We start from the raw sequence: 23,110 nt of genomic DNA, 5'->3' as shown, positions 1-23,110 counted from the left end.
CGGCCGGGAGTACCCGGCCGGACGTCGCATCGGAACCGAACCGCTGGGTCCAGCCGCTCTAGATGAGCGCTCCCATGGCCGGGTCGTGCAGCATGAGCGCCACGTCGGCGAGGAACCGTGACCCCTCGGCGCCGTCGGCCACCCGGTGGTCGAAGGAGACCGACAGCGTGGTCACCCAGCGCGGCTCGATGCGCTCCTCCGCTCCCTCGCCGACCACCCAGGGCCGCCGCGAGATCGCGCCGAGGCACAGGATGCCGGCCTCGCCGCGGTTGAGGATGGGGGTGCCCGCGTCGACGCCGAAGACCCCGACGTTGGTGATGGTGAAGGTGCCGCCCGACAGCGCTGCGGGCTGGGTGCGGCCCTCCTTCGCCACCGCGACCAGCTCGTTGAGCGCCTCGGCCAGCTCGCGCAGCCGCAGCCGCTGGGCGCCCTTGACGTTGGGCACCATCAGCCCTCGCGGGGTGGCGGCCGCGATGCCGAGGTTGACCTCGGACGAGCGGACGATCTCGGGACCGTCCGGGCCGTCCACCCAGCGGGAGTTCAGCTCGGGGGTGCGTCGCAGCGCCTGGCAGACCGCGGTGGCGACCAGCACCAGCGGGGTGAGCCGGACGCCGGCCATGTCCCGGCGGGCGCGGACCCGGTCGAGCAGCTCCATCGAGGCGGTGACGTCCACCTCGACCCACTCGGTGACGTGGGGGGCGGTGAACGCCGAGGCGACGACGGCCTCGGCGGTCGCCTTGCGCACCCCGCGGACCGGGATCCGCTCACCGACCGGCTCGGCCGCCGCGACGGCGGCCGGGGGCGCGTCGACCGCGGCGTCGGGGACGGGAGCACCGGTGCGGGCGGCGGTCTCGACGTCGTCGCGGGTGATGATGCCGCCGTGGCCCGTGCCGGTGAGGGTGGTCAGGTCGACGCCGAGCTGGCGGGCCAGCAGCCGGGTCGGCGGCTTGGCCAGCACGGGGCCGCGCTGCTCGCGCGGCTCGGTCGGCGCGGGGCCGGGGGCGGGCAGCGGTGCACCGGTGGGCTCCGCGGCGCCGCCGGCCAGCGGTACCCGCTCGTCCACCGGGGACGGGGCCGACGTGACGACCGGGTCGAGGGACTCGTCGACCCGGGCCTGCGCCCGCTCGGCCGAGGCGGTCACCGGCTCGGGGGAGGCGGTGCGGCGGGGCCGCCGCGACGTCCCGGCCGCCCGCACGCCGTAGCCCACCAGGTTGGGGGCGGCGGCCTCGTCGGCCTCCGCTGCCTCGGCCGGGCCGGCCGACCCGCCCGCCGCGGAGCCGGACCCGCCACCCGCGGGTCCGGTGCCGTCGTCGACGGCCAGGATGGGCGAGCCGACGTCGACCGTGGCACCCTCGGGCACCATCAGCTCGGCCACCCGGCCCGCGAACGGGCTGGGCAGCTCGACCAGCGACTTGCTGGTCTCGATCTCGACCACCACGTCGTTGATCTTCACCTCGTCACCGACGGCCACCCGCCAGGTCACGATCTCGGCCTCGACCAGTCCCTCGCCGGGGTCGGGCAGCTTGAACACCTGCATGTCGTCCTCCTCGCCCTCAGTAGGCCATCGAGCGGTCGACCGCGTCGAGCACCCGGTCGAGGTCGGGCAGGTACTGGTGCTCCACCCGGCTGGGCGGGTAGGGCATGTCGTAGCCGGCCACCCGCAGCACCGGGGCCTCGAGGTTGTAGAAGCAGTGCTCGCTGATCCGGGCGGCGAGCTCCGCGCCCAGACCGAGGTTCTGCTGGGCCTCGTGCACCACCACGGCGCGCCCGGTCCGCTGCACCGAGGCCACCACCGTGGCGGTGTCCAGCGGGGACAGCGTCCGCAGGTCGACGACCTCGAGGTCGCGGCCCTCCTCCTCCGCGGCGGCGGCCGCGTCCAGGCAGGTGCGCACCATCGGTCCGTAGGCGAGCAGGGTGACGTCACGGCCCGGGCGCACCACCTGCGCCTGGTGCAGCGGCAGCGGTGAGGCGGACTCGTCCACCTCGCCCTTGTCGTGGTAGCGGCGCTTGGGCTCGAGGAAGACGACCGGGTCGTCGGAGGCGATGGCCTGCTGGATCATCCAGTAGGCGTCGTGCGGGGTGGCGCAGGTGACCACCTTCAGCCCGGGGGTGTGGGCGAAGTACGCCTCGGGCGACTCGCTGTGGTGCTCGATCGCGCCGATGCCGCCGGCGTAGGGGATCCGGATCACCACGGGCAGCCGCTGCCGGCCGCGGGTGCGGAAGTGGAACTTGGCGAGCTGGGTGACGATCTGGTCGTAGGCGGGGTAGACGAAGCCGTCGAACTGGATCTCGACCACCGGCCGGTAGCCGCGCATGGCCATGCCGACCGCGGTGCCGACGATGCCGGACTCGGCCAGCGGGGAGTCGATCACCCGGTGCTCGCCGAAGTCCTTCTGCAGCCCCTCGGTGATGCGGAAGACCCCGCCGAGCTTGCCGATGTCCTCACCGGCCAGCAGCACCTTGGGGTCGGCCTCCAGGGCCCGGCGCAGCCCGGCGTTGAGGGCCTTGCCCAGCGTCATCCGCGTCATCGCGACACCTCCGTCGTGCTCTGCTGGTCCGCCCCGGTCTCGAAGCTGTCGACGTACTCGCGGAAGGTCTGCTGCTGGGCGGTCAGGTAGTCGGTCTGCTCGGCGTAGACGTCGGCGAACATCGCGTGCAGGTCGGGGGCCTGCAGCTGCAGGCAGCGCCGGCGCAGGTCCGCGGCCAGGTCGTCGGCCTCCTGGGCGAGGTCGGCGAAGAACCGCTCGTCGGCCGCCCCGGACGTCCGCAGCAGCGCCTTGACCCGCTCGATCGGGTCGCGCAGCCGCCAGGTCTCCAGCTCGTCGGCGAGCCGGTACTTGCTGGGGTCGTCGGAGGTGGTGTGGGCGCCCATCCGGTAGGTGTAGGCCTCGACCAGGGTGGGGCCGCCGCCGTTGCGGGCCCGGTCCAGCGCCCGCTCGGTGACCGCCCGGACCGCCAGCACGTCGTTGCCGTCGACCCGCACCCCGGGGAAGCCGAAGCCGCTGGCCCGCCGGTAGAGCGGGATGCGGGACTGCCGGCTCATCGGCTCCGAGATCGCCCACTGGTTGTTCTGGCAGAAGAAGACCACCGGGGCGTTGTAGGAGCTGGCGAAGACGAAGGACTCGTTGACGTCGCCCTGGCTGGTGGCCCCGTCGCCGAAGTAGGCCACCACCGCCGCGTCCTGCTCCGCGCTGCCGTTGCCGACCATGCCGTCGCGCTCCAGCGCCATCGCGTAGCCGGTGGCGTGCAGCGTCTGGGAGCCGATCACCAGGGTGTAGTTGCGGAACCGGGTGCCCTCGGCGTCCCAGTCGCCGAGGTCGACGCCGCGGAACAGCCCCAGCAGGTCGACCGGGTCGACACCCATGCACAGCGCCACCGCGTGCTCGCGGTAGCTGGGGAAGACGACGTCGTTGGGTCCGAGGGCGCGGGCGGAACCCACCTGGGCGGCCTCCTGGCCGAGCAGCGAGGCCCACAGGCCCAGCTCGCCCTGCCGCTGCAGGGCGGTGGCCTCGGTGTCGAGGCGGCGACCCAGGACCATGTCGCGCAGGTAGCCCGCGATCTCGGCGTCGTCGCCGTCGAACTGGTAGTCGGGGTGCTGGACCCGCTCGCCCTCCGGGGTGAGGAGCTGGACGAGATCGGTCTCGTCGGCGGTGGTGGGGCTCAACGACTGTCCTTTCGCCTGGGTGGGGCACCCCGGGAGGTGTGCCGGTCGCGGTGCCGCGTCGGCGCAGGGTGGCTGCGTCGCCGTCAGGTCACGGTAGCCCCGGCTCCGGCTGGTGGCCAGAAAAGCAGGACGCCCGAGGACTTGGCGGGGCGGCGCAGTGGCATGATCACGGCGTGGTGACCTTCACGACGGTGGTGGAGCTGAGCGGCCGGACGGCCACGGGTCTCGAGGTGCCCGCCGAGGCGGTCGAGGCGCTGGGGAGCGGCCGTCGCCCGGCGGTCACGGTCGCCGTCGGGGGGCACCGCTACCGCAGCACCGTGGCCGTGATGGGCGGACGCTTCATGCTGCCGCTGAGTGCGGAGAACCGGACCGCGGCCGGGGTGGCTGCCGGGGACACGGTCGAGGTGGAGCTCGAGCTGGACACCGCCCCACGCGAGGTCGAGGTGCCCGACGACCTGGCGCGGGCGCTGCAGCGCGCCGGCCTCACCGAGGCGTTCTCGGCGCTCTCCTACAGCCACCAGCGACGCCACGTCCTGCAGGTCGAGGGCGCCAGGACCGAGGCCACCCGGCTGCGACGGGTCGAGGCCGTCGTCGCCGCGCTGGCCGGTTGAGCCGTGGCCGCCCTCACCCTCGACGACGTCGTCACGACCACGGCGGCGGTCGCCGCCACCCGCTCGCGGACGGCCAAGCGCGACGCCATCGCCGGCCTGCTGACCCGGGCCGGGGAGGACGAGGTCGGACTGGTCGCGGCGTGGCTGGCCGGCACCCCGCGGCAGCGGCGGACCGGGGTGGGCTGGCGCTCGCTGACCGACCTGCCCGCCCCCGCCGACCAGCCCTCGCTGGGCGTCCTCGACGTCGACCGGGCGCTGGACGCCCTCGAGCAGGACTCCGGCCCCGGCTCGGCGGGGCGCCGCCGGGACCGGCTGCACGCGCTGATGCGGGCGGCCACCGCCGAGGAGCAGTCCTTCCTGCGGCGGCTGCTGACCGGCGAGCTGCGCCAGGGCGCCCTCGACGGGGTCGTGCTCGACGCCGTCGCGGCAGCCCACCAGCTGCCGCTGGACCTGGTCCGGCGGGCGGCGATGCTGGGCGGCTCGCTGGCCTCGGTCGCGGTGGCGGCGCACACCGGCGGCGCCGCCGCGCTGCAGGCCTTCGGGCTGGAGCTGATGCGTCCGCTCCGCCCGATGCTGGCCGCCTCCGCACCCGACCTGGAGTCCGCGCTGGCGGGGCTCGACCCCCCGTGGCTGGTGGACGCCAAGCTGGACGGCATCCGCATCCAGGTGCACCGCGCCGGCGACGAGGTGCGGGTGTGGAGCCGCAGCCTGGACGAGATCACCGCCCGGGTGCCGGAGGTGGTGGCCACGGTCCGCCAGCTCCCGGGCGAGCGGCTGGTGCTGGACGGCGAGGCCCTCGCCGTCGACGAGCACGGCCGGGCCGTCGCCTTCCAGGACAGCGCCTCGCTGGCCGCCCGGCACCAGCGCGAGCAGACCGCCGGCCAGGGCCAGGGGCTCGGCTGCTGGTTCTTCGACCTGCTGCACCGCGACGGCACCGACCTGCTCGACGCCCCCGCCACCGAGCGGGCCGCCCAGCTGGCCGAGGTGGCCGGGGACCTGGTGGTGCCACGGCTCGTCACCGCCGACGCCGAGGAGGCCGCCCGGTTCTCCGCCGACGCGCTGGCCGCCGGGCACGAGGGCGTGGTGGTCAAGGCCAGCACCGGCCGCTGGGAGGCGGGCCGGCGCGGCGGGGCGTGGGTCAAGGTCAAGCCCCGCCACACCGTGGACCTGGTGGTGCTCGCCGTGGAGCACGGCAGCGGGCGGCGCAGCGGGTTGCTGTCCAACATCCACCTGGGCGCCCGCGACCCCCGGACGGGCGGGTTCGTGATGCTGGGCAAGACCTTCAAGGGGATGACCGACGAGATGCTGGCCTGGCAGACCGAGCGGTTCCGCTCGCTGGCGGTCGAGGACAGCCCGTGGGTGGTGGAGCGGGGGCCGTGGGTGGTGCCGTTGCGGCCCGAGCAGGTGGTCGAGATCGCCTTCGACGGCGTCCAGCGCTCGACCCGCTACCCCGCCGGGATGGCGCTGCGGTTCGCGCGGGTGCTGCGCTACCGCGACGACAAGACCGCCGACGAGGCCGACACCGTCGACACGGTCCGCGCGCTGGCCGCTGGGCGATGAGTTCTGCCGCGGTGGCGGGTCCACCCCTGTGGAGACCCGCGTCCGAGGAGGAGCTGTGCCCGACCTGACCGCCCAGACCCGAGAGCTCACCCGGCTGCTCGCCGGGGTCGGCGACGAGGCGCTGACCGCCCCGACACCGTGCCCGGACTACGACGTGGCCGGCCTGCTGGCCCGCACCCTCGCCCTGTCCGGCCGCGACCCCAGCTGGACCCCGCCGCCCCGCCCCCGACCCTGATCGGGAAGTGGTCGGTCAGCCGTCCCAGCCCTGCTGCGGCTGGGCGCAGGTGTCGCGGAAGACGTACTGCGAGGGCAGCTTGCGCTCGTGGCTGGACCAGTCGATCTTGGGGCGGCGCTGGTCCTCGGGGACGTAGCCGATCCGGTAGACGGCCATCAGCTCCAGCTCGTCGGGGACGGCGAACAGCTCCACCAGCTTGTCCCACTGCCCCGGCACCTCCATCGGGAAGGAGACGAACTGGATCCCCAGGCCGAGCTCGACGGTGGTGAGCCACAGGTTCTCCATCGCCGCGCCCATGCTGAACACCGAGTAGAACGACGACAGCTCCCCGGTGCGGTACTCCGCCCGGTCCAGCATCACCGCCATCAGCAGCGGCGAGGACGCCACCAGCTTGCGGTTCTCCTCCCCCAGCGTCTGCGGCACCCGGAACCGGTTCATCAGCTTCTGCCCGTTGGGGGTGAACACCTGCTTGGTGAAGGGCCGCAGCGGGGCCGGCAGCCGGTCGAAGAGCATCCCGTCGCGCCGCTCGGCCATCTCCTCGGCCGAGAAGCGGAAGTAGCGGCGGTACCGCTCGAAGAAGGTGCCGTTGGACATGGCCTCGGTCATGCTGGCCCCGCTGATGGCGGCCACCTGCTCGATGGTCTCGCGGCGCTCGGTCAGGCAGAAGCGCCAGGGCTGGCTGTTCAGCTGGGACGGCGCCCGGCCGGCGACCTCGACCAGCAGCCGCTGGTGCTCCTCGCTGACGGGGTCGGGTCGGAAGGGCCCGTTGGTGGTCCGGCGGCGTCGGATCGCCTCGATCAGCTCCACGTCACTCCTTCGGTTCGCCCCGCGCGACGGCGGGTCCGGGCGGCCAGACCTGCGCTGGCCAGGTAGCAGGGCAGCAGGCTGAGCGCCACCAGGGGGTGGCGCCGGCTCCGGGTGCTCACCCGGGACAGCGCGGCCAGCCCGGCCAGGGCCGGCAGCAGCGGCCAGCCGGTCGGGCTGCGGGTCGCCAGCGCCGCGGTGGCCGCGGCCCCGGTGGTGGACACCGTGCTGATGTAGCCGGCGTGGTGGATCCAGCGCAGCCGCGGGTCGCGGAGCAGGCCGGTGCGCAGCCCCACCCCGAGCAGGCAGCTGACGGTGTAGGACGTGGCAGCCACGGCCACCAGCCGCGCCAGCCGGCGTCCGCCGTCCGGCAGCTCAGCGCTCATCGTCGTCCTCCGCCCCGAGGTCGCGGACCAGCAGCAGCCGGAAGGGGACGCCGCGACGCACCGACCAGCCGGCGGGGGCGAGCCGGGCCAGCTCGGCGGCTCGGAAGCTGCGCCGGATCGAGATCCGCCCGTCGTGGTGGACGAGCGAGCGCCGCGCGAACGGCAGCGCGAGCACGGTCCACACCAGCCAGGCCAGCCGGCTGCGCTCGAGGTCGCCGTGGAGCACGGCCCGCCGGGCCAGCCGCTCGCTGTCGGCCAGCAGGTCGCGGACCTGCTCGTCGTCCAGGTGGTGCAGCAGGTGGTTGCTCATCACCAGGTCGAAGCGACGACCCTGCCGGACCAGCGAGGCGCTGTCGGCCCGCTCGAACCGGACCCCCGGCACGGGCGGCAGCCGGGTCGCCCAGGCGTGCGCGCGGGGGTCGGGGTCGACGCCGGTGACCTCCAGCAGCAGGCCGTCCGCGCGGGCCCAGCCGGCGAGCCGGCGGGCCAGGTCGCCGCCGCCGCAGCCGACGTCGAGCAGCGTGCTGGTCCGCCCCGGGCTCAGCCGCGGCCGGATCTCCCGCCGGTACACCCGCCGCCACCCGGCCAGCAGGGCGTTGACCACCCGGAAGTGGCCGTAGGTGCGTTCCAGCAGCACCAGGTCGGCGCCGGGGTCGTCCATCACCTCCGACAGGCCGGTGGCGCGGCCGCTGCCCCAGCTCACCGGACCACCCGACGGGTCAGCAGGGCGGTCTCCACGGTCAGCCCAGGACCGAAGGCCATCGCGCAGACCGGCCCCGGCTGGTCGGCGTCGGCCAGCAGCTCGGCCAGCACGAAGAGCACGGTGGCGCTGGACATGTTGCCGTGCTCGCGCAGCACCCGCCGCGACGGCGCGAGCTGGTGCTCGTCGAGACCGAGGGCGTGCTGCACCCGGTCCAGCACGCTGCGCCCACCGGGGTGCACGGCCCACCCGGGCACGTCGGACCAGGGCCCGGCCATGCCGGGCAGCCGGGTCCGCAGCGGTTCCAGGGCCGCGGCGACGTGCCGCTCGACCAGCCGGGGCACCGCCCCGGTCAGCACCATGTCGAAGCCCTGGTCGCCGATGGTCCAGGCCATCTCGTCCTCGCCGGTGGTGACCACCGTGGAGGCGAACCCGGTCAGCTCCAGGACGGTCGCCCCGGGCGCCGGCGGGCGGGCGGTCACCACCGCGGCGGCGGCGCCGTCGCCGAAGACCGAGGCGGCGACCACGGTGTCGACGTCGTCACCGGCGTGCACGTGCAGGGTGCAGAGCTCGACGCAGACCACCAGCACCACCGCCGACGGGTCGGCGGCGCACAGCGCCCGCGCCGTCCGGAGCGCGGGGAAGGCGGCGTAGCAGCCCATGAAGCCCAGGTGGAAGCGCTCGGTGGCGGGTGGCAGGCCGAGGTCGCGGACGAGGACGTGGTCGGGGCCGGGGGCGAAGAAGCCGGTGCAGGAGGCGGTGACCACGTGGGTGACGTCGGACGCCGCCAGACCCGGGGCCTGCTCCAGGGCCCGGCGCGCCGCCTGCAGCACCAGGTCGGGGACGTGCTCGACGTAGCGGGCGTTGCGGACACCGGTGGAGGGCCGCAGCAGGGTGCCGTCCGGGCCCACGAACGCCGTGCCGGTGCCCGCCCCCGTGTCGACCAGCTCGGCCAGCACGGTGTGGCGGGTGTCGATGCCGGAGGCGTCGAAGGCGGCCCGCAGCCGGCGCTCGCCGAGCCGGCTGCGTCCGGGCTGGCCCGCGAGCACGTCGCGGGCGCGGTCCTGGGCGAGGACCGTCGGCGGGACGGCCGTGGCGATGGCGTGGACGGCCGCGGTCACCGCTGCTCCGCTGCTCGCATCGACGCCTCTCTCCGGGCGGGGACGTCCTCCCGGTGGGCGACCCGGCCGCCGCCCACGGTCATGCTGCCACGCGGACCCCAGCCTGCCGGAGCGGGTCGGCTCAGGCGTCCAGGGCGGTGACGCTGCGCAGCACCTCGGGCCAGCGCCGGTCCAGGGCCCGGCCGCCGACCCGCACGCCGAGCCACAGCGCCACCCCGCCGATCCCGACGGCCAGCAGCAGGGCCACCCACTGCAGCCAGCCGATCCACAGCGAGCCGATCCCGGCGGCGAGCACCGGCAGCGAGGCCACGAAGGAGATGCCGGTGACCACGGTGAAGGAGAGCAGGGCCTCGAAGCCGCCGCTGGAGCCCTTGCCGAACGGGTTGGCCCCGGGCGGCGGCGCGTGCCCGGGCCAGAACACGCTGATCCAGCTGGAGACGCCGGCGATGACGACCGCGGCGCCGAGGGTCATCGAGAGCACGGCCAGCAGCAGGTCCCAGCGGCCGGCGATGGCCACGCAGGCCACGCTGATGACCACCAGCGCGGGCACCACCAGCGTGCCGGCGGCCATCAGCCGTCCCAGCCGGTCGTCGGAGCCCCGCAGCCCGGTGTGGATGTGCAGGGCCAGCGCCGAGCCGTCGTAGGCCAGCTCCATGGCCAGCACCGAGCCGAGCAGGAAGGCCACCAGCAGCGGCGAGAAGACCACCACCAGCTCGTTCGGCGCGTCCTGGGTGAGCTGCATGACCACGACGAGCACCGGCAGCACCACCAGGGCCGCCAGGTTGGCCAGGTGGCGGGGGTCGCGGCGCCAGTAGCGCAGCGAGCGGGCGGCGACCGCGCCCCTGGGGGTGGCGCCGAACCAGCGGTCGACCGCCGCCCCGCCGCGGACCTTGCCCGAGCCGCTCTGGCCCTCCAGCGGGCTGGTCAGCCGCACCTGCAGGAAGTGGCCCCAGCCGATCCAGGCCAGCACCACGAGCCCGACGGCCAGCAGCAGCCGGGCCGCGGCGCCCAGCCAGGCGCCCTCGGCCACCGCGGCCGGCAGCGCCCACGCCCAGCCCAGCGGGGTCCAGCCGACCACGTCGGTCACCCGGCCCAGCAGCCCGGTCCAGCTGGTGCCGGTGGCGAAGGAGTCGGCGACCACGTTGACGCCGATGCCGATGCCGGCCCCCGACAGCGCGAGAACGACCACGGCGATGTCGCGGAAGCGGCGGGTGGAGAGCAGCTCGGCCAGCGCGGCGGTGACCAGCCGGGACAGCAGGAAGCAGGTGGCGACGCCGAGCACGACGGCGACCAGCGCGGCGACCGCGGTGCCGACCGAACGGCTCCACACCACCACCAGCCCCAGGGCCACCACGGTGGTGGCCAGCCCCGGCAGCCCGAGCAGACCCGCCGCGAACAGGCCGGGCTGGAGCCGTCGGGCGCTCAGCGGCAGCAGCGCGAACCGGGCGGGGCTGAGGGTCTCGTCGATCCCGGAGACCAGCACCGAGAACAGCACCCAGCCCAGCGTGACGGCGGAGAAGCCGATCACCGTGACGCCGCTGACCAGCTCCGGGGAGCCGCTGAGCCGCAGCGCCACGAAGCCGGCGTAGGCGGCCGCGACCAGCCCGAGGGCGTAGAGGCCGCCCAGCACCAGGCCGACCAGCGCCCACACGCTGCGGGTCAGCGTGTTGCGCAGCAGCGCGAGCTTGAGCCTTACGAGGACCGCAACCACGCCAGTGCCTCCTGGTCGAGCTCACGGCCGCCGACGAGGGAGATGAAGCGGCGCTGCAGCGACTCCCCCGCCCGGACCTCGTCCAGCGGGCCGGTGGCCAGCACCCGTCCCTGGGCGACCACGGCGACGGTGTCGCAGAGGCTCTCCACCAGCTCCATCACGTGGCTGGAGAGCACCACCGTGCCGCCGCCGGCGACGTAGCTGCGCAGGATGGCGCGGATCGTCTCGCCGGACACGGGGTCGACCGCCTCCAGCGGCTCGTCGAGCAGCAGCAGCCGCGGGGCGTGGATCAGCGCGCAGGCCAGCCCGATCTTCTTCGTCATGCCGGCGGAGTAGTCGACGACGAGGTTGTCGGCGTCCTCGGTGAGCCCCAGCGCCTCCAGCAGCTCGCCGCTGCGGGCGGTGACCAGCTCGGCCGGCACCGAGCGGAGCAGGCCGACGTAGCGCAGCAGCTCGCGTCCGCTGAGCCGGTCGAAGAGCCGCAGGCCGTCGGGCAGCACCCCCATCAGGGCCTTCGCGGCGGCGGGGTCGCTCCACACGTCGGCGCCCAGCACGACCGCCCGGCCGGCGTCGGGGCGCAGCAGCCCGGTGGCCATCGACAGCGTGGTGGTCTTGCCGGCGCCGTTGGGTCCGACCAGGCCGAACATCGACCCGGCGGGGACCTCGAGGGTCAGGTCGTCGACGGCCAGCTTGGCGCCGAAGGACTTGTGCAACCCCTGCAGGGACAGCGCGATCTGGTTCACGGCCACGAGTCAACCAGCGGGGTGCGGCCCTGTCCGGTGATCTTTGTCAGCAGCTGCTGCGGAGTCCCTCACGCCGCACCGGTGGCGGCGGCACGCGCGCCGCCGCCACCCGCGTCGCGACTCAGGCCAGGGACTCCACCCAGGCGTCGTGCAGGGCGGCGTAGCGGCCACCCTGCTGGGCCATCAGCTGCTGCGGCGAGCCGTCCTCCAGCACCTGCCCGTGCTCGAGCACCAGGACCCGGTCGGCGATCTCGACCGTGCTCAGCCGGTGGGCGATGATCACCGCGGTGCGGTTGGCCAGGATCGTCTGCAGCGCCTGCTGCACCAGCCGCTCGCTGGGGATGTCCAGGCTGGACGTCGCCTCGTCGAGGATCAGCACGGCCGGGTCGGCCAGGAAGGCCCGGGCGAAGGCGACCAGCTGGCGCTGACCCGCCGACAGCCGTCCGCCTCGCTTGGCCACGTCGGTGTCGTAGCCCTGCGGCAGCTCGTCGATGAAGGTGTCGGCCCCGACCGCGCGGGCGGCCTCGCGGACCTCCTCCTCGGTGGCGTCGGGACGCCCGAAGCGGATGTTGTCCCCCACCGTCCCGTCGAACATGAAGTTCTCCTGGGTGACCATGACGACGGCACGCCGCAGGTCGTCGTCGGCGAGGTCGCGCAGGTCCACCCCGTCCAGGGTGATCCGCCCCCGACCGGGGTCGTAGAAGCGGGCCATCAGCTTGGCGATGGTGGTCTTGCCCGCACCGGTGGTGCCGACCAGAGCCACCGTCTGGCCGGCGGGGATGTCCAGCTCCAGCCCGGGCAGCACCGGCCGCTCGCCGTAGCCGAAGTGCACGTCCTCGAAGCGCACCGCACCGCGGGCCCGGGGCAGCGGGACCGGCTTGGCCGGCGGCGCCACCTTGGGCTGCTCCTCCAGGACGCCGGAGAGCTTCTCCAGCGCCGAGGTGGCGGACTGGAAGGTGTTGTAGAACTGGCTGATCTCCTGCATCGGCTCGAAGAACATCCGCAGGTACAGCAGGAAGGCCGCCAGCACACCCACCGTCATCTCGCCGTGCAGCACCCGGTAGCCGCCGTAGAGCAGCACCAGGCCGATGGTGATGTTGCCGACCAGCTTGACCGTCGGCATGAAGATCGCGACCAGCCGGAAGGCCTTGACGTTGGCGTCGCGGTAGCGGTCGGCCAGGTCGTCGAAGATCTCGCCGTTGCGGTCCTCGCGGCGGTAGGCCTGGACGGCCCGGATGCCGGTCATCGACTCGACGAACTGCACGATGACCGCCGCCGAGGCCTCCCGCACGCTGCGGTAGGTGATCGCGCTCTGGCGGGAGAACCAGCGCACCAGCAGCATCAGCACCGGGAAGGAGGTCAGGCAGACCAGACCGAGGTGCCAGTCCAGGGTGAGCATCAGCACGCCGACGCCGAGCATGGTCAGCACCGCGGTCATCAGCCCGGAGAACCCGGTCTGCACCATCTCGGCGATGGCGTCGACGTCGCTGGTCATCCGCGAGACCACGCGCCCGGAGGTGTAGCGGTCGTGGAAGGCGACGTCGAGGACGTGGAAGTGCTTGTAGAGCCGCTGCCGGATCTCGAGCAGGATCCGCTGCCCCACCCGACCGGACTCCCGGACGAAGTAGATGTTGCCGGCGGCCTGGATGAGGACGGCGGCGATCATCGCACCCATCACCACCAGCAGCGGGGTGGCGGAGTCGCGCTCCACCAGCGCCGGGATGCCGATGTCGATGCCCTTCTGCACCAGCGTCGGCGGGGCCAGCCGGGCGGCGTTGGCGAGCACGACCACGACCAGCAGCACCAGCAGCGTGCGGTGGTAGGGCCGGACCAGGTCGCGCAGCAGCGACCAGGAGCGTCGCCGCAGGAAGATCGAGCCGCTGTCGCTGATGTCGTCCTGGCCCTCGGCCTTGACACCGCGCCAGGCGTCGACGGTGTGGTCGACCTCGGCCGGGCTGGTCCGGCTGCGGGCCTCGCGACGGGACAGCCGTCGCTCGGGGCGGGTGGTCGTCACCGGGCCACCTCCGCCCGCACGTCGCCGGAGCGGTCCGGGTGGCGTGGTGCGCGGCCGTCCGGCGGCTGCTCACCGTCGACCTCCGGCCGGGCGCCGGAGCGGTGCCCGTCGGTGGCGTGGGGACGGCTCCCGCACTCCTCGAGCTCGACCTCGGCGTCGAAGTCGGCCGACATCAGCTCGCGGTACTCCTGGCTGGTGGCCAGCAGCTCGGAGTGGGTGCCGACGGCGACGATGGTGCCCTGGCTGAGCACCGCGACCCGGTCGGCCAGCAGCACGGTGGACGCGCGGTGCGCCACCACGATGCCGGTGACGTCGGCCAGCACCCGCTTGAGCGCCTCCTCCACCAGGGCCTCGGTGTGGATGTCGAGCGCGCTGAGCGTGTCGTCGAGGACGAGCACCGTCGGGTTCACCAGCACGGCCCGGGCCAGCGCCAGCCGCTGGCGCTGACCGCCGGACAGGCTCATCCCCTGCTCGCCGATGCGGGTGTCCAGCCCCCACGGCAGGTCGTGGACGAAGTGCGCCTGGGCGATGTCGATCGCCTGCTCGATGTCGGCGTCGCTGGCGTCAGAGCGACCCAGCGCCAGGTTCTCGCGCGCCGACATGGAGAACAGCGTCGGGTCCTCGAAGGCGGTGGCCACCAGTCGGCGCAGGTGCCGGATCCGCAGCTCGCGGATGTCCACCCCGTCGAGGGTGATGCGACCCTCGGTGACGTCGACGAGCCGCGACACCAGCGCGGTCATCGTGGTCTTGCCCGCTCCCGTGCCGCCGACGAGCGCGATGGTCTCGCCCGGGGCGATGTCGAGGTTGACGTCGGTCAGCGTGTTCTGGTCGGCGTCGTCGAAGCGGAAGCCCACGTGCTCGAAGCGGAGGTGGCCGCGGGGGGCCTCGAGCACCTTGGTGCCGTCGACCAGCGGGCTCTCGGCGTCGAGGATCTCGGCCAGCCGGTCGGCGGCCGTCATCGCCTCCTGGGTCATCGCCAGCAGGAAGCCCAGCGCGGCCACCGGCCAGATGAGCGACAGCAGCAGGGTGATGAAGGCGACCAGGGTGCCGATGGTCAGGTCGCCGCGCGCGGTGGCGATGGCACCCATGCCGAGCACGATGATCATCGTGCAGGTGGGGATGACCTCGAGGAAGGTGAGGAAGCGCGAGGACAGCTTCACGCGGTCCATCGAGGTCTCGTACAGCTGCTGGGTGCGGCGCTCGAACCCGGAGTAGAGGTGGGCGAAGCGGCCGAAGGACTTGATCACCCGCAGCCCGTGGACGCCCTCCTCCACCGCGGAGGCGACGTCACCCTGCTCGTCCTGGATCTTGCGGGACAGCCGGGTGAAGCGCTTCTCGTTGACCAGGCAGAGCCAGGCCACCGGGATGATGGAGAGGGCCACCACGATGCCCAGCGGCCAGTACAGGTTGAGCAGCAGCACCACCACGACGGCGATCTGGACGATGTTGACGACCAGGAACAGCATCCCGAAGCCGAGGAAGCGCCGGATGATCGACAGGTCGGTCATCATCCGCGACAGCAGCTGGCCGGACTGCCAGCGGCCGTGGAAGGACATCGGCAGCGACTGCAGCTTGGCGTAGAGGTCGGTGCGGATCAGCCGCTCCGAGCCGTTGTTGGCCAGCGCCACGATCCAGCGCCGCAGGAACAGCACCACGGCCTCGGTGATCCCGATGGCCACGGCGACGGTGCCGAGGACGAGCAGGCCGCGCTGGTCGGCACGGGCGATCGGGCCGTCGATGACCCGCTGGGTCATCAGCGGGATGGCCATCGACAGCGCCACGCCGGCGATCGCCGCCACGGCCATCACCAGGTAGCGGCTGCCGTAGGGGTAGAGGTAGGTGCGCAGGCGCCAGAGCGAGGTGCTGTGCCGCACCCGCGCCGGGCGGGGTGCGATCCGGGGACGCACCTCGCGGGCGTCGTCGTCCGGGGACACGGGTGAGGTGGACGGGTGGACGGTGGAGACCGCGGGCATGAGAAGTCGTCCTGACCAGAGGTACGAGCGGGGAGGTACCTCTCATCCAACCCCAATGTCGGCGGCCGAAACAAACTCATTGTGCAGTCAGTGCACGGTTTCCGGAAATTTCTTCCGACCCGGCGCTGCGGACCCGCCGCGGCGCCGGTCTGGGGTCAGCGGCGCTCGGGGCGGCGCTGCGACCCCCGGTTGCCGAGGGCGAAGACGGCGTTGACCCCGACGATGCCGGCCCAGGAGACCGCGACACCGAGCAGGCCGGGCTCGACGTTGAGGGCGCTGATGGCCGTCACCGGCACCCCGACGCCGAGGGAGATGATGCCGAGCACGAACCGCTGGGTGCGGGACGTCCGCTCGATCCGCTCCCACGACGACTCCGCCGTGGCCGCCTGCCGCAGCTCGGCGCTGCGGGCCGCGGCGAGCTGCTCGACCCGCTCGGCCAGCCCCGCGGCCAGCGCGTCCTCGTAGTCCGGCCCCAGCTCCCGGCGCGCAGCCAGCGCGGCCTCGACGTCACGGGCGGTCTCGCTCGACCGGGGACGGTGACGCTCCGCCGGGGGCATGCTCTCCATGGTCGGGAGCGTAGTGCTCCGGGCGCCCCGCCGGGCCGCCGAACGCCCCCGAGCCGGCCCGGGGGCGACCCTGAACGGCACCGGAGGCGGCCGGTCCGTCCGCGGCCACGTGGGACGATGGCGGCATGCTGCTCCGACTGCTCGCCAACGCCGCGGCCCTGGGTGTCGCGACCCTCCTGCTGCCCGGGATCCGGCTGGGTGAGGGGGACCTGCTGCGCACGGTGCTGGTGCTGCTCGCCGTGGCCCTCGTCTTCGGTGTGGTCAACGCCGTGGTGAAGCCGGTCTTCACCGCCGTCACGCTGCCGGTGGTGATCCTCTCGCTGGGGATCTTCCTGCTGGTGATCAACGCCCTCATGCTGATGCTCACCTCCTGGGTGAGCGGCCTGCTCGACCTCGGCTGGCACGTCGACGGCTTCTGGAACGCCCTCTTCGGTGCGCTGATCATCTCGGTGGTCAGCTTCGTCCTCAACGCCTTCCTGCCCGACCGCAGGCGGCGGCGCCGGGGAGCCCGGGCGTGAGCGGGCGGCCGGGGCGCACCCGCCGCGTCGTCTTCGTCTGCTGGGGCAACATCTGCCGCTCCCCGATGGCGGAGCGGGTGGCCCGCAGCTGGGCCGCCGACCAGGGCCTGACCGACGTCGAGTTCACCAGCGCCGCCACCAGCACCGAGGAGATCGGCAACCCGATCGACCCCCGGGCCCGTGCCTGGCTGGAGCGCTCCGGCCACGACGCCGACGGGCACTCCGCCCACCAGGTCACCGCCGAGGAGATCGAGCAGGCCGACCTGGTGGTGGCGATGGAGGACGTCCACGTCCGCCGGATGGAGCAGATCACCGGGCGGCGCAACCCCAACGTGCGGCTGCTGACCGACTTCGACCCCGCCGCCCCGGACGGGACGGGCGTCCCGGACCCCTGGTACGGCGACGAGGACGGCTTCGGCGACACGCTGGCCAGCATCGAGGCTGCCCTGCCGGGGCTGTTCCGGCACCTCGAGCAGCACAGCGCCTAGAGTGAGCGCCATGCACATCCTGGTGGTGGACGACGACCAGGGCGTCCGCGACTCCCTCGCCCGCTCCCTGCAGTACAGCGGCTACGAGGTGAGCACCGCCAGCGACGGCGTGGAGGCCCTGGCACGGCTCTCGGCGGTCCGGCCCGACGCCGTCGTGATGGACGTGATGATGCCCCGGCTCGACGGGCTCGAGACCACCCGCATGCTGCGCTCGACCGGCAACGACGTGCCGATCCTGGTGCTCACCGCCCGCGACGCGGTGGGCGACCGGGTCGACGGCCTCGACGCCGGCGGCGACGACTACATGGCCAAGCCGTTCTCCCTCGAGGAGCTGCTGGCGCGGCTGCGCGCCCTGGTGCGGCGCGCCGGCACGGTCAACGAGTCGCTGGACCCGACCGCCCAGCACCTGACCTTCAGCGACCTCTCGCTCAACACCCAGACCCGCGAGGTGCTGCGGGGCTCGCGCCCGATCAGCCTCACCCGCACCGAGTTCGCGCTGCTGCAGGCCTTCATGGAGAACCCGCGCCGCGTGCTCGAGCGGGGGTGGCTGCTGAACGAGGTGTGGGGCTTCGACTTCCCCACCACCGCGAACTCCCTCGAGGTCTACATCGGCTACCTGCGGCGCAAGACCGAGGCCGAGAACGAGCCGCGGCTGATCCACACGGTGCGTGGCGTGGGCTACGTGCTGCGCGAAACGCCCCCGTGACCCGGACGGCGCCGTGATCTGGAAGTGGTTGGGCGCACCCTCGCTGGGGCGCCGCATCTCCGTGCTGACCGCGCTGGCGGTCGCCTGCACGGTCCTCATCACCGGGCTGGGCGGCTGGCTGGTCACCCGGGTGTCGCTGTACCAGCAGCTGGACGACGAGCTGATCGAGGTGGCCACCGTCACCTCGGAGTCGGTGGCCGCCGACATCAGCACCCTGGGCGGGCTCGACGCCGAGGCGCTGCGGACGGTGAACGTGTCGCTGCTGGTGCTGCGCAGCGACGGGGCGGTGATGCGCGTCCCCGGCGCCCCGACGTCCCTGGTCTGGGGCCCGGAGGAGATGGCCATCGCGCGGCTGCAGCAGGGCTCGTCGGCCCGCGAGGGCCGCGCCGACAACGGCAGCTCCTACCGGATCGTGGCCGTGCCGATGCCCGAGGTGGTGGACGACGACGGCGACTACGCGCTGGTGATCGGGCGGCCGCTGCAGCCCTACACCTCCATCCTGTCCTCGCTGGCCCTGGTGATGGGCAGCTTCGGGGTGCTGGCCATCGTCGGCTCGGCCTTCATCGGCTACGCGGTGGCGCGCTCCAGCCTGCAGCCGCTGCGCGAGCTCAGCGCCGCGGTGTCGCGGGTCACCGTCACCGACCACCTGGACCCGATCGAGGTCCACGGCGACGACGAGCTCTCCCAGCTGACCCGCTCCTTCAACACCATGCTCTCCTCGCTCAGCCTGTCGCGGGAGCGGCAGCGGCGGCTGATCGCCGACGCCGGTCACGAGCTGCGGACCCCGCTGACCAGCCTGCGCACCAACATCGAGCTGCTGGTGGCCGACGACCGCACCGGGATGCTGCCCGAGGGCGCCCGCGCCGACATCCTGCGCGACGTCGCCGCCCAGCTCTCGGAGTTCACCACCCTGGTCGGCGACCTGGTGCAGCTGGCCCGTGAGGACCGGGTGGACCCCTCCCCCGAGCCGATCGACCTGCGCGAGGTGACCCGCAACGCCATCGAGCGGGCGCGCCGGCGCGGGCCCGGGCTCACCTTCGACGTGGAGCTCAACCCGCTGTACCTGGTGGGCGAGCCGGACACCCTCGAGCGGGCCATCACCAACCTGCTCGACAACGCGGTGAAGTTCTCCCCGCCCGGCGGCACCATCCACGTGCTGCTGGAGGGCGACCGATTGCGGATCTCCGACCAGGGCCCCGGCATCGCCGACGAGGACCTGCCGCACATCTTCGACCGCTTCTACCGGGCAGACTCCTCCCGCAACACCCCCGGCACCGGGCTGGGGCTGTCCATCGTGGCCACCACGGTGGCCCGTCACGGCGGCTGGGTGCGGGCCGGCCGCTCCGCCGAGGGCGGGGCCGAGTTCACCGTCCAGCTGCCCGGCAGCACCACCCTGGCCGAGCTCGACGAGGACGCCGACGAGCAGACCCAGATCCTCACCCGGGTCAGCGACTGACCCCGGGTTGGTCACGGCCCCACAACGATTCCCGACCCGCTACTGGCCGCCGCAGCCGCCGGACCCCTATCTTCCTCGCGGGACCGGGCACCGGGACCGGTTGCCGGCTGCCAGAGCCGGTCGTCAGGAGGCACCCGTGACCCCCGCCCCCGCCCCGGCCCCGCAGCGGGCTCCGTCCCTGCGCCGCCTGCTGCGCTCCACGCTCCGGCTGGGCCTGGGCGCCACCCTGCTGCTCGGTCTCAGCCCCGTCGCCGGGCACGCCGAGGAGGACGCCGAGCGCTACCTCGTGCAGACCGAGAGCGCACCGGTCGCCGAGCAGCTGGCCGAGCGGACCGACGGCGAGGTCGGCCCCGTGGCCCGGTTCAGCCCCGGCGCCTCCAAGGCCTTCACCGCCGAGCTCACCGGGACCGAGGCGGCGCGGCTCCGCTCGCACCCGCAGGTGACCGACGTGGTGCGTGACGTGAGGATCCGCCTCGCCCCGACCACCGTCTCCACCAGCGCCACCTCCACGGTGCCGTGGGGGCTGGACCGCATCGACCAGCGCAGCCGCACCGGGAACGGCCGGTACACCACCCCCACCACCGGCGAGGGCACCGTGGTGGTGGTGGTCGACACCGGGATCAACGACTCCCACGACCAGTTCAGCGGCCGCGTCCTCGACGGCTACGACTACTTCGACTACGACGAGACGCCGCAGGACTGCAACGGCCACGGCACGCACGTGGCGGGCACCGCCGCCGGCCGCACCCTGGGCGCGGCGCCCGGCGCGTGGATCCTGCCGCTGCGCGTCTTCGACTGCCGCGGCGACGGCTACCTCAGCGACGTCCTCTACGCCTTCGAGGACGTGCTCGCCTGGCAGGTGCACGAGCGCGTGGTGGTCAACTTCTCCGGCGGCGCGTACGTGAGCGAGCTGCCCGCCGAGGGCCGGGAGATCATCGAGGACCTCGAGGACGTCATCGGCAGCCTCTACAACCAGGGCGTGCCCGTGGTCACGGCCGCCGGCAACGAGGGCGTCAGCGGCTGCTCCTCCAGCCCGGGCCGGCTCGGCGGGGTCATCAACGTGGCCGCCACCGACAGCAGCGACCGGCGTCCCGCCTGGTCCGACCGCGGCGGCTGCGTCGACCTCTTCGCCCCCGGCGTCGGGATCCGCTCGGCCTGGATCAGCTCCCGCACCAGCACCCAGGTGCTCGACGGGACCTCGATGGCCGCTCCGCACGTCACCGGCGTGGTCGCCCGCTTCCTGGAGCGCCAGCCCAGGGCCTCGGTGAAGCAGGTCTGGGCCGCGATCCGCAGCGACGCCACCCTCGACGTCGTCCGCGACCCGGCCGGCACCCCGAACCGGCTGGTCTACTCCGACGTGGACTTCCGCAAGCCCGGCGTGCCCACCTCGACCAGGGCCGACCTCGACCACGCCGCGCGCTCGACCACCGTCCGCTGGGCGCCGCCGGTGCGCGACGGCGGCAGGCCGATCACCGGCTACCGGGTGACCCGCTCCGACGAGGACGCCTCCGGCCGCGGCCCGGTCACCAAGGTGGTCTCGGCCGGCAGCCGCTCCTCCACCTTCACCGACCTCGTGCCCGGGCACCGCTACACCTTCAGCGTCACCGCCATCAACGCCGTCGGCACCGGTCCCAAGCGCGCCTGGCTGGAGGCCGCCGTGGTGCAGAAGCCCGGCCGTCCCGCCAGGCCGGTGCTGAAGTCCGGCTACACCGACGACCGCTCGGTGTCGGTGCGGGCGGACTGGGACAGGCCGTCGGGAGGGGCGGTGGACCACTACGTCATCACCGCGCGTCCCACCTCCGGCGGCAGCACCACCACCCGCCGGGTCGACGGCGACGTCACCTGGGGCTCGGTCCCCGGGCTCGTCCGCGGCCGCTCCTACATCGTCTCGGTGTACGGGGTGAACGCGGCGGGCGCCGGCGCCAAGTCGCCGGCCTCCGCCGCCGCCACCGCCCGCTGACCGCCCGCGCACCCGGCGGCTCCGGCCGTCGGGTGCGGGCTCAGGACCGGCCCCGCGTCGCCCGCGGGGTGTGGGTGGGCAGGGTCATCCGGGGGCCGCGACGCGGCGGACGTCCGGCGTGCATGCCCAGCAGGCACTGCACCCGGTAGCGGTGGCCCCGGTAGGGCTCCAGCACCTCGGTCGCGGCGGCGTCGTCCAGCTTCTCCCCCAGCAGCGCCCAGGTGATGGCCCCGCCGACGTGGTAGTCGCCGACGCTCCAGGCGTCGGTGTCCCCGTGGGCGCGCTGGCGCACCTCGGCCGAGGTCCAGTGCCCGACGCCCCGGACCGAGCGCAGCGCACGGTCGGCGGCCGGCAGCGGCAGGCCGAGCGTGCGCTCCAGGGCGTCCGCCCGCAGCGACCCGCGGACCAGCGGGGCGCTGCGGCGCTGCTCCACCCCGGCCGCCAGGTACCGCCAGCTGGGGATGCGGGCCCAGACCGCCGGCGCGGGCGGCAGCCGCAGCCCGGCCGCGCTGGAGTGCGGGTCGAGCGCGGGTCCGGGCGCCGGCTCGCCGAACTCCTGCACCAGCAGCCGGAAGGCCAGGAAGGCCTCCTTGCCGGTCACGACCTGCTCCAGGCAGGCCGCGGTGTAGGCCTCGTGCACCCGGTCGCTGGCCCCGATCCGCAGCCCCGGGTGGCGTCGCGCCGCCTCGGCGAGCACCGGGTGGGCGGGGCGGAAGGAGGCCAGGTCGTCCTCGGCGCCCAGCAGCCGCGGCGCCTGCGCCAGCGTCCACTCCGCGCCGGGTCCCCACGCCTCGACCCGCACGCCGTCGGCCAGCGAGACCCAGGAGCTGGTCGCGGGACCCTCGGGGGTGCGGCTGGCCCGCCACCACCGCCCCGGCCCGAGCCGCCGGTGGGTGGGGTCGCCCTGGCCGTGGCGGTGCTTGGCCAGGTTGTGGTCCACGCAGAGCCGCGGGTCGCCGTCCAGCCGGACCGTGCGGACGGTCCCGCCGGTCACCAGGGTCACCGGTCGCCCGGCTTCACCCACGGGTGCGGCTCGCAGTCGCCCACCGACTTGGTCTGCTGCATCATGATCGGCGCCGGCTCCCCGGCCGCCGGGCAGTCGACGTGGTCGTAGCCCAGCCGGTGCCCGACCTCGTGGTTGACCAGGTACTGCCGGTAGCCGGTCAGGTCGTCGCCGAAGGGCTTGGCCCCGAGCACCCACCGCTTGGCGTTGAGGACGACGTTGTCGCCGTTGCGGCAGGAGACCTCGCCGTTGGTCCGCAGCGGTGCGCAGAGGGCGTCGGTGGTGCCCGGCGTCACCACGTAGATGGTGAAGTCCACGTCCTCCCCGGGACCGACCAGCTGGAAGCGCACCGAGCCGTCGCCGCGCCAGCTGCGCTCGTCGCCCAGCACGTCGGCGATCTCGGTCGCGGTGTCCTCGGGGTCCAGCGCAAGGTTCTCCTCGATCCGGACGCGGTAGCGCAGCAGCTCACCGTCCCGGCTGGTCGGACCGGCGGAGAGGTCGACGGTGACGTACTCCTGGGGGCCGCGGGCCGGCACCTCGGGCTCGGGGGTCTTCTCGGGCTTCGGCTTGCTCCTCGGCTTCGCCGGCTCCTGGGTGGGCTCCGGTCCCGGCGTCGGCTCCGCGCTGGCCGTCGCGGCCGCGGCCAGCCCGTCGGGGGCGGGGGCCGGGCCGGCCTGCTGGGCGGCGCTGATGCCACGGACGCCGAGGATGGCCAGCGGGAGCACCAGCAGCAGCACGGCGACCAGCACCCAGAGCCGGAAGTTGGACTCCCGCGGGACGCTCCGCCGGGGCCGCGCACGACCCGGAGCACCCGAGCGCGCTCGGGTAGGGTGCTCGGCGACGGCGGGCGGAGTGTCCGTCGGCTCAGTCACGACCACCAAGACTAGGCGA

Annotated in this window: 22 protein-coding genes; 8 read left to right on the top strand and 14 right to left on the bottom strand. The window is 74.1% G+C overall.

Annotated elements, in window-relative coordinates:
* Positions 1-58: 58 nt before the first annotated feature.
* Genes GC722_RS01815 through pdhA form a run of 3 tightly spaced genes read right to left on the bottom strand, consistent with a single transcriptional unit; the run spans position 59 to position 3,664 of the window.
* Positions 59-1,537: a dihydrolipoamide acetyltransferase family protein gene (locus GC722_RS01815; protein WP_156607407.1), complete on the bottom strand. Its 1,479-nt coding sequence runs from the start codon at positions 1,535-1,537 to the stop codon at positions 59-61.
* Positions 1,538-1,553: 16 nt separating this feature from the next.
* Positions 1,554-2,528 (bottom strand): alpha-ketoacid dehydrogenase subunit beta, encoded by a 975-nt coding sequence (locus tag GC722_RS01810; RefSeq protein ID WP_156607405.1) that lies wholly within the window; start codon positions 2,526-2,528, stop codon positions 1,554-1,556.
* Positions 2,525-3,664 (bottom strand): pyruvate dehydrogenase (acetyl-transferring) E1 component subunit alpha, encoded by a 1,140-nt coding sequence (gene pdhA, locus GC722_RS01805; RefSeq protein ID WP_156607403.1) that lies wholly within the window; start codon positions 3,662-3,664, stop codon positions 2,525-2,527. The genes GC722_RS01810 and pdhA overlap by 4 nt, the downstream gene beginning before the upstream one ends.
* A 173-nt stretch (positions 3,665-3,837) precedes the next feature.
* Between pdhA and GC722_RS19090 the strand changes: the two genes are divergently transcribed.
* The 3 genes from GC722_RS19090 to GC722_RS01790 are packed head-to-tail and all read left to right on the top strand — an operon-like array spanning position 3,838 to position 6,070.
* Positions 3,838-4,275 carry a YdeI/OmpD-associated family protein gene (locus GC722_RS19090; RefSeq protein ID WP_331714291.1) on the top strand — a complete coding sequence of 146 codons (438 nt, stop codon included), beginning with the start codon at positions 3,838-3,840 and terminating at the stop codon, positions 4,273-4,275.
* Between the two features lie 3 nt (positions 4,276-4,278).
* Positions 4,279-5,835: an ATP-dependent DNA ligase gene (locus tag GC722_RS01795; RefSeq protein WP_331714290.1), complete on the top strand. Its 1,557-nt coding sequence runs from the start codon at positions 4,279-4,281 to the stop codon at positions 5,833-5,835.
* Between the two features lie 55 nt (positions 5,836-5,890).
* Positions 5,891-6,070, top strand: coding sequence for a maleylpyruvate isomerase N-terminal domain-containing protein (locus GC722_RS01790; protein WP_197429690.1), 180 nt, complete (start codon positions 5,891-5,893; stop codon positions 6,068-6,070).
* A gap of 15 nt (positions 6,071-6,085) precedes the next feature.
* Here GC722_RS01790 and GC722_RS01785 read toward each other — a convergent pair whose 3' ends face one another.
* The 9 genes from GC722_RS01785 to GC722_RS01745 form a co-directional block, all read right to left on the bottom strand.
* Positions 6,086-6,877 carry a nitroreductase family protein gene (locus GC722_RS01785; protein ID WP_197429689.1) on the bottom strand — a complete coding sequence of 264 codons (792 nt, stop codon included), beginning with the start codon at positions 6,875-6,877 and terminating at the stop codon, positions 6,086-6,088.
* On the bottom strand, positions 6,868-7,260 hold the full coding sequence (locus GC722_RS01780) for a hypothetical protein (protein WP_197429688.1): 393 nt from the start codon (positions 7,258-7,260) through the stop codon (positions 6,868-6,870). Before GC722_RS01780 ends, GC722_RS01785 begins: the two co-directional genes overlap by 10 nt.
* The gene (locus GC722_RS01775; protein WP_197429687.1) at positions 7,250-7,963 is read right to left on the bottom strand and encodes a class I SAM-dependent methyltransferase; all 714 of its coding nucleotides are present in this window, start codon (positions 7,961-7,963) and stop codon (positions 7,250-7,252) included. Before GC722_RS01775 ends, GC722_RS01780 begins: the two co-directional genes overlap by 11 nt.
* Complete coding sequence (locus GC722_RS01770) at positions 7,960-9,081, bottom strand: type III polyketide synthase (protein WP_197429686.1); 1,122 nt, start codon at positions 9,079-9,081, stop codon at positions 7,960-7,962. The genes GC722_RS01775 and GC722_RS01770 overlap by 4 nt, the downstream gene beginning before the upstream one ends.
* A gap of 121 nt (positions 9,082-9,202) precedes the next feature.
* Entirely contained in the window at positions 9,203-10,792 is a 1,590-nt protein-coding gene (locus tag GC722_RS01765) for a hypothetical protein (protein ID WP_156607397.1), read from the bottom strand.
* The gene (locus GC722_RS01760; protein WP_331714289.1) at positions 10,774-11,535 is read right to left on the bottom strand and encodes an ABC transporter ATP-binding protein; all 762 of its coding nucleotides are present in this window, start codon (positions 11,533-11,535) and stop codon (positions 10,774-10,776) included. Before GC722_RS01760 ends, GC722_RS01765 begins: the two co-directional genes overlap by 19 nt.
* A gap of 121 nt (positions 11,536-11,656) precedes the next feature.
* Complete coding sequence (locus tag GC722_RS01755) at positions 11,657-13,549, bottom strand: ABC transporter ATP-binding protein (RefSeq protein WP_331714288.1); 1,893 nt, start codon at positions 13,547-13,549, stop codon at positions 11,657-11,659.
* A complete protein-coding gene (locus tag GC722_RS01750) occupies positions 13,546-15,522 on the bottom strand; it encodes an ABC transporter ATP-binding protein (protein ID WP_156607395.1) in 1,977 nt (658 codons plus the stop codon). Before GC722_RS01750 ends, GC722_RS01755 begins: the two co-directional genes overlap by 4 nt.
* Positions 15,523-15,677: 155 nt before the next feature.
* Positions 15,678-16,088, bottom strand: a complete 411-nt coding sequence (locus GC722_RS01745) for a hypothetical protein (protein ID WP_156607392.1) — start codon at positions 16,086-16,088, stop codon at positions 15,678-15,680.
* Positions 16,089-16,213: 125 nt separating this feature from the next.
* On the opposite strand from GC722_RS01745, the gene GC722_RS01740 reads away from it, so the two are divergent.
* From GC722_RS01740 to GC722_RS01720, 5 genes are all read left to right on the top strand, one after another.
* A complete protein-coding gene (locus GC722_RS01740) occupies positions 16,214-16,606 on the top strand; it encodes a phage holin family protein (RefSeq protein ID WP_156607390.1) in 393 nt (130 codons plus the stop codon).
* On the top strand, positions 16,603-17,094 hold the full coding sequence (locus tag GC722_RS01735) for a low molecular weight protein-tyrosine-phosphatase (RefSeq protein WP_331714287.1): 492 nt from the start codon (positions 16,603-16,605) through the stop codon (positions 17,092-17,094). The genes GC722_RS01740 and GC722_RS01735 overlap by 4 nt, the downstream gene beginning before the upstream one ends.
* Positions 17,095-17,104: 10 nt before the next feature.
* Positions 17,105-17,800: a response regulator transcription factor gene (locus tag GC722_RS01730; protein ID WP_156607388.1), complete on the top strand. Its 696-nt coding sequence runs from the start codon at positions 17,105-17,107 to the stop codon at positions 17,798-17,800.
* 13 nt (positions 17,801-17,813) lie between these two features.
* Positions 17,814-19,256, top strand: a complete 1,443-nt coding sequence (locus GC722_RS01725) for a sensor histidine kinase (protein ID WP_331714286.1) — start codon at positions 17,814-17,816, stop codon at positions 19,254-19,256.
* Between the two features lie 136 nt (positions 19,257-19,392).
* The gene (locus GC722_RS01720; protein WP_156607386.1) at positions 19,393-21,216 is read left to right on the top strand and encodes a S8 family serine peptidase; all 1,824 of its coding nucleotides are present in this window, start codon (positions 19,393-19,395) and stop codon (positions 21,214-21,216) included.
* A gap of 40 nt (positions 21,217-21,256) precedes the next feature.
* Here GC722_RS01720 and GC722_RS01715 read toward each other — a convergent pair whose 3' ends face one another.
* Both GC722_RS01715 and GC722_RS01710 read right to left on the bottom strand, forming a co-directional pair.
* Positions 21,257-22,219 carry a DNA-3-methyladenine glycosylase family protein gene (locus tag GC722_RS01715; RefSeq protein WP_331714285.1) on the bottom strand — a complete coding sequence of 321 codons (963 nt, stop codon included), beginning with the start codon at positions 22,217-22,219 and terminating at the stop codon, positions 21,257-21,259.
* Positions 22,216-23,091, bottom strand: coding sequence for a DUF3152 domain-containing protein (locus GC722_RS01710; protein ID WP_156607384.1), 876 nt, complete (start codon positions 23,089-23,091; stop codon positions 22,216-22,218). Before GC722_RS01710 ends, GC722_RS01715 begins: the two co-directional genes overlap by 4 nt.
* Positions 23,092-23,110: the final 19 nt, after the last annotated feature.

The sequence above is a fragment of the Auraticoccus cholistanensis genome, assembly GCF_009742705.1.
Classification (GTDB): Bacteria; Actinomycetota; Actinomycetes; order Propionibacteriales; family Propionibacteriaceae; genus Auraticoccus; species Auraticoccus cholistanensis.
The sequence above is the reverse complement of the archived record's forward strand: the minus strand, read 5'-3'. Positions and strand labels throughout refer to the sequence as shown.